General features: G+C 53.9%; 4 protein-coding genes. All 4 read left to right on the forward strand.

Features of this window, described 5'->3' with window-relative positions; all coding sequences use genetic code 11:
• The first annotated feature begins 737 nt into the window (after positions 1-737).
• The 4 genes from JDW18_RS17070 (at position 738) to JDW18_RS17085 (ending at position 13,306) form a co-directional block, all read left to right on the forward strand.
• Positions 738-2,225, forward strand: coding sequence for a nucleobase:cation symporter-2 family protein (locus JDW18_RS17070; RefSeq protein WP_218240642.1), 1,488 nt, complete (start codon positions 738-740; stop codon positions 2,223-2,225).
• A gap of 168 nt (positions 2,226-2,393) precedes the next feature.
• The gene (locus tag JDW18_RS17075; RefSeq protein ID WP_218240644.1) at positions 2,394-4,691 is read left to right on the forward strand and encodes an NADP-dependent malic enzyme; all 2,298 of its coding nucleotides are present in this window, start codon (positions 2,394-2,396) and stop codon (positions 4,689-4,691) included.
• A 457-nt stretch (positions 4,692-5,148) separates the two neighbouring features.
• Positions 5,149-12,456 (forward strand): DUF4347 domain-containing protein, encoded by a 7,308-nt coding sequence (locus JDW18_RS17080; RefSeq protein ID WP_218240646.1) that lies wholly within the window; start codon positions 5,149-5,151, stop codon positions 12,454-12,456.
• Positions 12,383-13,306, forward strand: coding sequence for an IS5-like element ISAav2 family transposase (locus tag JDW18_RS17085; RefSeq protein ID WP_218240256.1), 924 nt, complete (start codon positions 12,383-12,385; stop codon positions 13,304-13,306). Before JDW18_RS17080 ends, JDW18_RS17085 begins: the two co-directional genes overlap by 74 nt.
• Positions 13,307-13,311: the final 5 nt, after the last annotated feature.

Genomic DNA, 13,311 nt, shown 5'->3' on the forward strand with positions numbered 1-13,311 from the left:
ATTGAATAGGAGCATCGACTCAGGGTAGCCTTGCTTGCGGCCTCCTGTGTAAGAGATACCTGTTTGGCTATTCGCCTCAAGCCCGGTTCATCCGGGCTTTTTTCATGGGCTTGGGGCTTGCATGCGGGGGAAGTGTCATGTGCTCACCTGCGCCCCATGCTGGCGCGGGGTAAAGCACCTTTTTGACGCATGGCGAGCATTCGGCACGGTTCTTGCAAACTTTCCACGGCGTAGCAACCGCAGAACCCTTTGTCAGCCGCCATGCACGCTTTTGCACACCGAAGCACCAATTCAGGGCATTTCTTCTTGTTTCGCACCTCTCATCACCCTAATGGGCAGCAGCATCACTCTGGTGCCTGCCAGCTTTCCTTCACTGGATGTTTCAAGACCCAAACCTTGCACGCACATAACCGGCGCTCATTGCATATCGCGCAAAGTTTGCTCACAAAACAATAGCTTTAATCGCTTTATTCACCTTATTTTCTTAATTGTTTTTCGAGAAAAATAGGTGAAACAAGCGAGTGCAGCTACATATTTTGTAGCAAACCAAGGTTTTGACATTTTTTCATGCGTAAAACGCATAGTCGTTGACAAGCCATCCTGTTCCGCTCCGTTGAGCAGGGTTTACCGCTAGATATCGCGCGTTATGGCCTGTATACACTTTTTGTATGGATTGCATGCCTCACCGACATCGCATGCAAACCTGACGCAAAAACAGAGTGAGGAGACAGTTTTCTATGACATCCAAAGTGCACCCCGTCGATGAGGTTCTGCCATTTGGCAAGCTCACCGCCCTAGGCTTGCAGCACGTGCTGGTCATGTATGCGGGCGCTGTGGCCGTTCCGCTGATCGTGGGCCGCGCCCTGAACCTTCCGCCCGAGCAGGTCGCGCACCTGATTTCCGCCGACTTGTTCGTCTGCGGCCTGGTCACGCTGATTCAGGCGCTGGGCGCCACACAGTGGTTCGGTATCAAACTGCCCGTGATGATGGGCGTGACCTTTGCCAGCGTGGCCCCCATGGTGGCCATTGCCCAATCTACAGGCGGTCACGCCGGTGCGGGGCTGATCTTTGGCTCGGTCATTGGAGCGGGGGTGGTATCCATCCTCATTGCTCCGCTGATCAGCCGCTGCCTGCGCTTTTTCCCACCGGTTGTGACCGGCACCATCATTGCCGTCATCGGCATCAGCCTGATGCGCGTGGGCATTAACTGGATCTTCGGCAACCCCGTGGGCCCTACCGCTCCTTCCGTGCCTAACCCAGAGCACCTGAAGTGGCTGGCTGAGGCCCAGGCCATGGCTGGCGCGCCAGGCTCTGTGCTGCCTGCCGTTCCCAAGGGCTTCTCGATTCTGCCCACCGTACCCAACCCCAAGTACGCAGACCTGCAAGGCGCTGCCGTCTCCGGCGTGGTGCTGCTGTCCATTCTGCTGATCGCACGTTTTGCCAAGGGCTTCATCGCCAATATCTCCGTGCTAATGGGCATTCTGATCGGCGGCGTGATCTCGGTGGCCATGGGTCTGATGAACTTTGACAAGGTTGCCAAGGCTGAATGGTTCACGCTGGTGCTGCCTTTCGATATCGCCATGCCCATTTTTGACCCCATCCTCATCCTGACCATGAGCCTGGTGATGGTGGTGGTGATGATCGAATCCACTGGCATGTTCCTGGCCCTGGGCGACATGACCAACAAGGAAATCTCTCAGGACGAACTGACACGCGGTCTGCGCACCGACGGTCTGGGCACCCTGATTGGCGGCATTTTCAACACCTTCCCCTACACCAGCTTCTCGCAGAACGTGGGTCTGGTGGCAGTGACTGGCGTGATGAGCCGCTGGGTTTGCGTGGCTGGTGGAGCCATCCTGATCATCCTGGGCGTGCTGCCCAAGATGGGCGCGCTGATCGAATCCCTGCCCACCGTGGTGCTGGGCGGCGCGGGTCTGGTGATGTTCGGCATGGTGGCCTCCACCGGCATTCGCATCCTGTCCAACGTCGATTTCAAGAACAACAAGCACAACGCCATGATCGTGGCCGTGTCCATCGGTGTAGGAATGATTCCATTGGTTGCACCTAATTTCCGCCAATGGATGCCCCATTCCATCCATCCACTGATTGAATCCGGTATCCTGCTGGCTTCGATTACCGCAGTGGCTCTGAACCTTTTCTTCAACGGAGCTGCCAAAGACAACAGCGCAGCAATCAACGCCGCGCGTCAGGCAGACGCCCACTAAGGCGTAGCCTCCAAAAAGCTGCCGGCTTACCCGCTGGCCTGGCCCCCTGCCCGCAGAAAAATGCGTCAGGGGGTTTGTTGTCGGTGCAGTTCAGGCAAAACACACCTGACCCAAAAATCTTCTCGCCATCCGGTAAGCTCAGAGAAGCAACTTGTTGATTAATTTCGTATGACACAAAACCTGTCCACCGCCGAACAAGCCCTGCGCGACGCGGCCCGCGAATACCACCGCAGCCCTGTCAAGGGCAAGATTTCGGTCACTCCCACCAAGCCCCTGTCGAATCAGCGCGATCTGTCTCTGGCTTACTCCCCCGGCGTGGCCTACCCCTGCCTGGATATCGAAGCCGATCCCGCCACTGCCTCCGAATACACATCGCGCGGCAATCTGGTCGGCGTGATCACCAACGGCACCGCCGTGCTGGGTCTGGGCGACATCGGTCCCCTGGCCGCCAAACCCGTGATGGAAGGCAAAGGCTGCCTGTTCAAGAAATTTGCCGGCGTGGACGTGTTCGACATCGAACTGGCCGAACGCGATCCGGACAAGCTGATCGACATCATTGCGTCGATGGAGCCCACCCTGGGCGGCATCAACCTGGAAGACATCAAGGCGCCCGAGTGCTTCTACATTGAGCAAGAACTCTCCAAGCGCATGAACATTCCGGTGTTCCACGACGACCAGCACGGCACCGCCATCATCTCCAGCGCCGCCCTGCTCAACGGCCTGGAACTGGTGGGCAAGGAAATTGACAAGGTCAAGATTGCCGTCTCCGGCGCTGGCGCTGCGGCCATTGCCTGCGTGAACGTCATGGTGGGCCTGGGCGTCAAGCGCTCCAACGTCTTCATGTGCGACTCCAAGGGCGTGATCTACGAAGGCCGCCCCGGCGGTCTGGACGCCTCCAAGGCCCAGTACGCACAGAACACCGATGCCCGCACTCTGGCTGACGCCGTCAACGGCGCTGACGTGTTCCTGGGTTGCTCCGCCCCCGGCGTGCTGACTGCCGACATGGTCAAGACCATGGCCGACAAGCCCATCATCCTGGCCCTGGCCAACCCCGAACCCGAAATCCGCCCGGAACTGGCCAAGGCAATCCGCCCTGACTGCATCGTGGCCACCGGCCGCTCGGACTACCCCAACCAGGTCAACAACGTCCTGTGCTTCCCCTACATCTTCCGTGGCGCACTGGACTGCGGCGCCACCAAGATCACCGAAGCCATGAAGCTGGCCTGCGTGCGCGAAATCGCCGCCCTGGCCAAGCAGGACGTCAGCGATGAAGTCGCCGCCGCCTACCAGGGCAAGGAACTGACCTTCGGCCCCGACTACCTGATCCCCACGCCTTTCGATACGCGCCTGATTCTGCGTATCGCACCCGCCGTGGCCCAGGCAGCTGCCGAATCCGGTGTGGCCACCCGCCCCATCGAAGACATCGCCGCCTACCGCGAAAGCCTGACTCGCTTCGTTTACCAGACCAGCATGTTCATGCGCCCCGTGTTTGCCGCAGCCAAGGCCGGCCAGCAACGCGTGGCCTACGCAGAAGGTGAAGACGAGCGCGTGCTGCGTGCCGTACAAGTCGCTCTGGACGACGGCCTGGCCAAGCCCATCCTGATCGGCCGCCCCGCCGTCATCGAAGCGCGCATCATCAAGGCAGGCCTGCGCATGCAGCCCGGCAAGGATGTCGAGATCTGCAACCCCGAAGATGATCCACGTTTCCGCCAGTACTGGGAAACCTATCACAAGCTCATGGGCCGCGATGGTGTGACGCCTGAAGCCGCCAAGGCCGCTGTGCGCCGCTCCAACACCCTGATCGCCGCGCTGATGGTGCACCTGGGTGATGCCGACGCCATGCTGTGCGGCCTGGTGGGTCGCTTCGACAGCCACCTGACACATCTGGAAGACGTGCTGGGCCTGAAGAAGGGTGCCAACGAGTTCGCCACCGTCAACGCCGTCATGCTGGAATCCGGCACATTGTTCGTCGCTGATACCTATATCAACGACGCACCCAGCGCCGAAGAGCTGGCCGAGATCGCCAAGATGGCTGCCGACGAAGTCGCCCGCTTTGGCCTGCCTCCCAAGGTCGCATTCCTGTCGCACAGCAACTACGGCTCGTCCACTCGCGGCTCCGCCCGCAAGATGCGCGCCGCCCGCGACCTGTTCGCAGCAGCCAACCCGCACATCGAATGCGATGGCGAAATGCATGGCGATGCCGCTCTGGACGCCACCGTGCGCAGCCACTCTCTGCTGGACTCCAGCCTGACCGGCGAAGCCAACGTGCTGATCTGCCCCAACCTCGACGCTGCGAACATCCTGTTCAACGTGCTCAAGACCACCGGCGGCCACGGCACCACCATCGGCCCCATCCTGATGGGCTGCGCCGCATCTGCCCACGTGCTGACCCCCTCGTCCACCGTGCGCCGCGTCGTCAACATGACGGCTCTGGCTGCGGCTCAGGCGATTGCGCTGCGCGGCTAAGCCAGCCTGCACTACCTCCCAGGTCTCCGACCTGATACAGAAAACGCCCTTCGGGGCGTTTTTTTATTCCCGACTTTCTTACTCAAAAAGGCAAATAACACTTGCTTTTTATGATCCTCAAAAATATCAACAAACCTCTTTATCCATAAGGACTCGTTGCTATCAAATTTGATTTATTAAAAAGTACTTAATAGTCCCGCAAAGAAATTGACAAAAAAAACCTCAAAAAAGCAACACCAAAACAACATGGATTGAAACTTATTGTCATCAAAACACACAGGAGCACACAAAAAGCCCTTGCCATCTAGAATTCAGGTACAAAAATCAATCACAAAACAATTCCAAAAACAATAGGAATTTTTCGATTTTTGTAAGTGCACGCTTAGGATGAGAGCCTCACATTTAGTAGGAAAACTCTTACCGCGGCAGCAAAGAACATAGATTTCAAGGGGTCCCCATGGCACAGTCAAAAAAACGCACTCGTTCAACCAGCCGCCTTCTGGCATTGGAACCACGTTTGCTGTTTGATGGAGCCGCCATGGTGGCCGCGCAGGATGTGGCTTACCAGAACGATGCCCACACTCAGGATGGAGACAAGCAGGGCCACGCATCAGACTCCCAAAGTGAACGCAGCGTCGATGCACAGAAGTCGCTCGACTTCGATGGCAGCTTTGCCAGCGTCAACCCTGTCAACGTCGTCGTCATCGACAGCCGTGTTCCAGATCTGGATTCCCTGGTTGCAGACCTTGAAGCTGGTGGTGCACAAGTCCATGTCGTTCAAGCCAACGAATCTGGCCTGACAGCCATCAGCAATGCTCTGGCCCTGGCCCAGAATGCTGACAGCCTGCACATCATCAGCCACGGCAACAGCGGCAGCATTACTCTGGGTAGTGACACCATCAACAGCGCAACTCTGCAAGCACAGAGCGCGCAAGTTCAGGACTGGGCCTACTACCTGACTCAGGATGCTGACATCCTGCTCTATGGCTGCGACGTGGCAGCAGGCGAGCAGGGTCAGGCTTTCATTCAAGAGCTGGCTTACCTGAGCAGCGCAGATATTGCAGCCTCCACAGATGCAACAGGCGCCGCAGCTCTTGGCGGCAACTGGGCATTGGAGCGTCAGACTGGTGATATTGAAAGCAAGCTGGCCCTTAGTGCCGCAGCCATGGAGCAATACTCCGAACTGCTCCCCAACTCCCTGCCCAAAACCACCACTAACGGCCCTAGTGAAATTTTGCTGGGAAGCGACTTCAGCTTCAATGTCAGCTTCAGCAATAAAGGTAGCGCAACAGGTTACGGCCCCTATATCGATGTCATTCTTCCGTCCACCGGCTCTGACGGAAACGATGGCATCACATATGACAAAAGCAAAGGTGTGACCTATCTGGGTCAGCAGCTTGAAGTTACCGAAATAAAGTTTGACTCCAACGGCAAAGCCACGCACCCCTACGCTGTGGGCACCAATGGAGCCAAGCTCATCCTTACCGGCAAGCCAGGCGACACCCTGCTGGTGATTGAGTTGCCATTTGGCAGCTATAGCAAAGATCAGCCTGTTGCCGACATTGTTGTCAATGCCAAGCTCTCCGACCTTGCGGATACTGACAAACCTCTGAGCATCTCGGTTCAGAGTGGTTTTATGTATGGTGACACTGCTGTGGCAAGCGACTATGCAAGTGACCCCAGCATTCGCGGCAATACCGAAACCATTAGCATCAAGAGCACCGAAGTTCAGTACAGCTATGGCTTTAGCGGTGCAGAAAATGAAACTGCCAGTGGCCCCAGCTTTCCCAAGGAAGTGACTGTCAGCATCACTCCCGCTCCCGGCCAAACCCTGACCGACCACATCACCACCATCGACCTGCCAGATGGCGTTGTCATTACCGAAATCAGTGGTGGCAGCATTGTGGCTGGTAACGATTTGGTCAATGGTTCAGTCACCTCTGGCAACAAGATTCAGGTCAAAATTGACTCACTGTCTGGCACACAAGACATCAAGATTCAATACTATGTCGCAGAAACATACGCAGATGGTTCTGCAATCATTGACCCTGCAACAGGTGCGACCGTCACCAAAAATTTCGACATCAGCAGCGCCTGGACTTGGGTCCCCAAAGATATTCGTGACAAAACCATTAATGGCAGCATTAATCCAGCAGGGGCAGAGGTCAGCCATAAAGTGCACTCCATGGCTGTTCAAAAGGACGTCACTGGAGACCCTAGACCTGGTCAGGATCTGACGCACACCATCGATTTTCAGATCTCTGATTTCTTCGACTTTAAAAATCTCGTCATTACCGACACCATCGACGACGGACTGACCCCTAAAGGCAGCGCCATGCTGGAGGTAAAGCTGCCAGATGGTCGCACCATTACAATTGACCTCAGCCAATACACTGGCAGCAAAACAATTTCCGGCAACGACAATACCGAGTTAAGCTTTGATATTTCATCGGCTCTTCAATCCATGAAGGCAGATTATCCAGAGCTTGCTGATGGAAAATTACCAGGTGGATCCACCGGAAAAATTGTTTATAAAACAAGTATTAATAATACTTTCAAGTCCCCAGCAGACGGGGGGGACCCTCAAATCAACCATGGCGACACTCTAGGAAGCTCTGTCAATATCAGCGGCTCGATTGTCAAAAGCGATGGAAGCACTGATCTCCCAGTCATCACAGATACCACCCAAACTTCCACGACAGTGACAGGTGGTGCGCTTAATCTGGATATCAGCAAAGTCAATGGAGGCAATCCTGTCAGCAGTGTCAAGCCTGGTGACAGTGTGACATATCAACTCGATTACACACTCAACACCGGAGATTTTGAAAAACTCAATCTTGATATTTATCTGCCACAGCCTGCATTCAAGGTCAATGACTGGAATGATGATGGCACAATAGATAACCTTAGCAAAGGTGATGGAAGTATTGCAGGTCAATGGTCCTGGAAAATAGTCGATAGCCTTGGCAATATTGTAGAAAGCTCTACAAGCAATACAGGAAGAGGAAGTCTGACAAATGACGCAACCAATAACAAACTCAGTTTCGACTTTGGTGACCGCACTGATAATTTTAATGACACACTGAAACTGGTTGTTGAGTTTACGGTCAAGGTTGCTGACGATGTTATGGCAGACAAGCTGCAACTGACAGCGATGGCCAAGGGAGGGGAAAGAAACACCCCACAAATCGAGGCCACACACACAGCCATTAACAAACTGGTCATTGCTGAGCCTGTACTGGAAGTCATACACGGCATTGTCTCCAAGGATGGAGATGGTTCAATTTCTGGAACCACTGGAATTTGGGGTGCACCAGGAAGCCCAGGTCAGCCATTTACTGGAGAAATCACAGATATTTCCGGAATTAATGGAGATATTAATAATATTGATGCCGGGGATTCAGTGCGCTTTGCACTGGGTATCAAGAATTCTGGTGGCTCTACTGCCTATGATGTCACCACAACGAAAATCACTCCTCCTTCGGGTTTTGAATTCACAGGGACTGACCTGGAGAGTTCCAACCTCAAAGTATTCCTAGGCAATGAGACAGAACTTATCAAAGGCACTGACTATAAAATAGTCGATGGTGCTATTGAGCTCATGGACAGTGACAAGGGCAAGCTGGCACAGGGCCGCAACATGGAAGGCACTGCTGTAACTGATGGCAGCAATATTCTGCTAATTACCTATGATGCCAAAGCGACAGCGGCTATTATTTCAGGAGCATTAGCTACTTCCGAGGTGGGCGTCAGCAAGTATGCCAGTGTTGACAATGGCACAGATTTTCTTGCGAAAGATCTGACAGACACAGCCACTGCGACAGTGCGAGCACCAGAAATACATGCGTATTTCAAGGATGGAAGTATTTCGGAGGATGACTCCTCAGCCACCCACACCACAGGGGCTAATTTGGTCATTGGCGAAAGCATGGTGTATGACATAGTCATTACTCTGCCGGAAGGAACTACCAAAGATTTTAATATCAAGAATTTTATTCCCTCAGGAATGAAACTTGATACAAATTTCAACGGAACAGGCTACGAGCTAATCACCGCCCCAGGTGGAAAACTGAGTAATGCATTTTCTGGTAGTGTCAACATTGTTTCAGGCAATGCCACCAACATTAGCTTTGGGGATGTAACTGTTACTGCTGACAATGATAAAAGCAATAATAGCTTTGTGGTGCGCGTCAAATTGATTGCAGACAATGTCAGCGCCAATCAACAAGGGAAAACTATTGATTTTACGCCATCAATGACGTATGACAAGGCCGGTGCAGACAACAATACTCCAATTTCAAGCCCGGAAAAACCACGCATCACCATTGTAGAGCCACAGCTCAGCATCACCCAGAGTGTTGACAAAGAAAATGTCGATGCAGGTGATAAAGTTGATTACACCATTACAATCACAAACAATTCTGTAGTTAATGCTTTCGACTTGCAATTTAGCGATCAATTTGCTTCCGTCTTGGATATCCTAGGGTTTACAGCAACAAATGATGGCAACGATATCTCTAAATCATTGGAATGGGTAGGCAACAAGTTACAAATCAAGGATGGTGAGAATATCGATCTTGCAGCAGGCAAGTCTATTACCATCACAGTCAATGCCACAGCCAATAGCACTGTAGCTAGCGTTCCCAGCTTCAACAGCGATGCTGTTGTGAAATGGAGCAGTCTTGACAGCAGCAGCAACTCTGCTGTTAATCGCGATGGAAACGAGCGAACCGGTGACGATGGCATCTGGAATGAAGATGGCAAGCTAAACGACTATAGCGCCAAAGACAGCGCGCAGGTCAAGGTCTGGGCCTTCAATGAAATTTCCAGTATTGGTGGACTGACAGACACAGCAGATCGCGTTTTAACTATTGGTGAAATTGAGCGCTTTCGCATGGTGATTGGCTTGGCAGAAGGCAAGGTCGATGATTTCAAAGTCACTGTCAACTTGCCAGATGGTTATGAATATCTAGGTTCAGCTACCATTGCCTTTGTTTCTGTCGACGGCACCAAGATCACTTCATCCGTAAATTTCCCAATTGGAACAGGCAAGTCATTTATCCAAAGCCTGATTGATGCCATCAATTCCGGAAATTACAATAGTGCAGATAAACCCACTACCGAGATTCACGCAACAGTAGGACCAGATGGCAAGCCCGTATTTAGTCTTGGCACAATAACCAATAGCAATAATGATTCTCAAACCGAATATGTGGTGATTGAGTTCAATGCGGTTGTCAAGAATATTAAGGCCAATCAGGCTGGTACTAAGCTTGAAACCTCATTCACCACCGCCACGGGCACCACTGAACTAGGCGCATCAGGCAAATTGACATCCACGATTGCCGAGGCCGATGTTGGCAATGTCACGAAAACCGTCGTTGACGTTTCTTACCCCGTAGCGGGCAATAACGCCACAATCACGGTGGAAGACTCGTTCACCGTCAACAATGCTGCAGGTGTTCAGGATGACCTGGCGGCATTCAATGCCGTGCTGACTGACCAATGGCCGCAGGGCAGCAACTATGTGTTTTCCAGTCTGACGGTCGGCGGCAAGACGTACACCCTGGCAGAAGCACAAGCAGCGGGCTACACAGTCACGACCGATGAATCTGGAATCAAGGTTGAGTTCGGGGACAACAAGATTGACCCTGGCACCAAGGTCACTTTGAAATACACCGCTGAAGTGCCCAAGGATGGCGCTCAAACAGTGTCGACAGATAGCACTCCAGCCAAGCTGACCTGGAGCAGTGTTCCCGGTACCCAGCATTCATTTGCGGGCTCAACCGCTGGCGCGGCTGGCACAGCGACAGGCGAGCGCACTGGAGCAGATGCCGCCGCAGGTGCAAGCGGCGTTAACGACTACTACAAGAAAGATGAGGCAGGCTATAGCCTGATTACGGGGACGCTGTGGGATGACACCAAGTCTCCGAACAATGAATGGGATGATGGGGAGGCCAAACTTGCAGGAGTGACGGTCACTCTGACGCTGGCTGGCAAAGACGGGCAGACGGGAACTGCCGACGACATCAAGCTGACCACCGTGACAAATGAAAAGGGCGAGTACAGCTTTGGTGCTTTGCCTGCAGGCAAATACATCATCACCGTTGGCAATGTCAGCAAAGAAGTATCACCGGGCGACACGGATGACCTGTCTGTTCGCTGGGATGCCGATAGCGGAAGTGCATTGGGCACCATCACAGGAAGTCTGGCCGAAGGAACCTCAAACGCCAGTAGAAACTTTGCCTACGTCCAGAAAAATGACGCGCCCGTCAATCAGGTTCCCACTGGCCCATTGAGCGTGGACGAAGATACGCTGCTGTCGATCCCCGGCATTTCAATCAGCGACCCCGATGGCGATGCAGGTGATGGCAAACTGACGGTCACATTGACGGTTGAGCACGGTCAACTGTCTTTTGGGGCCGGTTTCCCTTCAGAACTGGGTACAGCACCCGCACCCGGCAAGAGCATCACACTGACAGGCAGTCAGACTGACTTGAACAAGGCGTTGGCATTGCTCCAGTACCTGGGAGACCTCAACTGGAATGGCGCGGATACGCTGACGATCAACACCAATGACCGAGGTCAGGGTGGTGATGCCAATGGCAACGGCACCCCTCGTGAACCCGGAGATGCACTAACAGATACGGATTCTGTTCAGATCCTTGTGAAGCCTGTCAATGACGCGCCTGTTGCTAACCCAGACACGCACACCATCGACGAAAACACAGCCGGCGTTGAAGGTGGCCTGATAACGCAACCGCAAGGAAGTGATAAGGGCCATACTGGAAAAGACACGGATGTGGATATCGGTGATACCTTGACTGTGCATGAAGTCAAGTTCGGGAACAACATCGGCAACAAGGACCAGACAACGGGGGTCATTACTGTTGCCGGCAAATATGGCACTTTGACCGTCAACCCTGATGGCAGTTACACCTATGAGCTGCGCACCAATGACCCCGAGGTCAATGCTCTGGTAGAGGGTGGAACGCCTTTGACTGAGGTCTTTGATTACACGGTCAAAGACTCGGCTGGAAGCCCTGCTTCTTCAACACTCACGATCTCCATCACTGGCAAGGATGATGGTGGGTCCAGCATTACCCCGGTGGATGGCAATGGTGCAGTGGCAGGTCACGCTACCGTCAAGGAAAGCGGCTTGGTGAGTGGCTCTGGTGTCATTGGCGCAGACAACAAAACCAGCGGCAGCATCAACTTCACTGCGGGTAATGGCCTGGTCAGCATGACCTTTGGCTCAGGCGTCTATGAAACCACAGTGACCTTAGATCAGCTTAAGAATGCCAGTAGCAGCAACCCTATCACTATCACCTTGGCTGATGGTGTCTTGACCATCACGGGCTTTACACCTGACGCCGCTGGCGGCTACAGCGTGCCCGTTCAAGGCAGCATTCAGTATGAGTTTGTGCTGAATAAAACACAGACTCATACCTCCGCTGGCAGTGACTCCAGCACTATCGATATTGGTCTAAAAATTGCCGATACCGGAGGCAAGAGCAATACAGGCACTTTGACGATTGCTGTCATTGACGATGTGCCTGTGGCCAAGGATGACACCGCCACCGTGGGCAATATGCCCAATACCGACGGTAAGACCACAGCCTCCGGCAATGTGCTGGGCGGCCAAGGCGTTGTTGCACAAATGCCGGTCGCAGCTGAGGTAGGCTCGGGAGATGAGAGAGACGAGCTGGAAGTACCGCACAACGAACTGGAAGGCTTACAACGCAGCGTTGAAGGCGCGAGGTGAGCTGACCATTTGGCTCGATAGGGATATGCAGTGGCTAGCTCGGCCCACGGGCAAGCGTGGTCGTTGCCAGAAGTTCTCAGATGCGGCCATCCAGTTTTGCCTGACCATCAAGTGCTTGTTTGGCCAGCCCTTGCGCCAGACACTGGGCCTGGTTGAGTCGCTATTGGGTATGGCAGGCCTGCATTGGCCAGTGCCCGACTACAGCACGGTGTGTCGCAGGCAAAAGAGCTTGGATGTGCAGGTGCGCTACCGTGCAAGTGACAAAGGCTTGCACATGCTGGCCGACTCCACGGGCATCAAGTTCTTGGGCGAAGGTGAGTGGAAAACCAAAAAGCACGGTGCCGAGAGCCGCCGCCAGTGGCGCAAGGTGCATCTGGGTATTGATGCCCAGACACTGCAGATTCGGGCCATCGCAGTAACAACCAATGAAGTGGGCGACTCGCCCATGGCAGCAGACCTGCTAGGTCAAATTCCAAGCAATGAAGAGATAGCTAGCTTTACCGGTGATGGGGCGTACGACACGCAGGATGTACATAAGGCGTGCTACCTGCGGGGAGCCATTCCAATCATCCCGCCGCGCAAAGGAGCGAAGCTGCGCAAAGGGCTGGCATTTGCTCACCGCAATGAAGCGGTCAAGGCGTGTAGGCAGTTGGGGCGGGCTATCTGGAAACGCTGGAGCGGCTACCACCGAAGGTCACTGGTGGAGACCAAGATGAATTGCTTCAAGCGACTCGGCGAGAAGGTCATGGCCAGGACGTTTGAGCGCCAGGTGACCGAGCTGCACATCCGAGCTTCAATCCTCAATCAATTTACCGCTCTGGGCACGCCCCAGACAGTCGCTGCTGCGTAAATCTA

The organism is Comamonas fluminis (assembly GCF_019186805.1).
GTDB lineage: Bacteria > Pseudomonadota > Gammaproteobacteria > Burkholderiales > Burkholderiaceae_C > Comamonas > Comamonas fluminis.

Coding starts and splice junctions, on each gene's coding strand:
- JDW18_RS17080 (WP_218240646.1), top strand. CDS start 5,149: ATGGCACAGTCAAAAAAACGCACTCGTTCAACCAGCCGCCTTCTGGCA.
- JDW18_RS17070 (WP_218240642.1), top strand. CDS start 738: ATGACATCCAAAGTGCACCCCGTCGATGAGGTTCTGCCATTTGGCAAG.
- JDW18_RS17075 (WP_218240644.1), top strand. CDS start 2,394: ATGACACAAAACCTGTCCACCGCCGAACAAGCCCTGCGCGACGCGGCC.
- JDW18_RS17085 (WP_218240256.1), top strand. CDS start 12,383: ATGAGAGAGACGAGCTGGAAGTACCGCACAACGAACTGGAAGGCTTAC.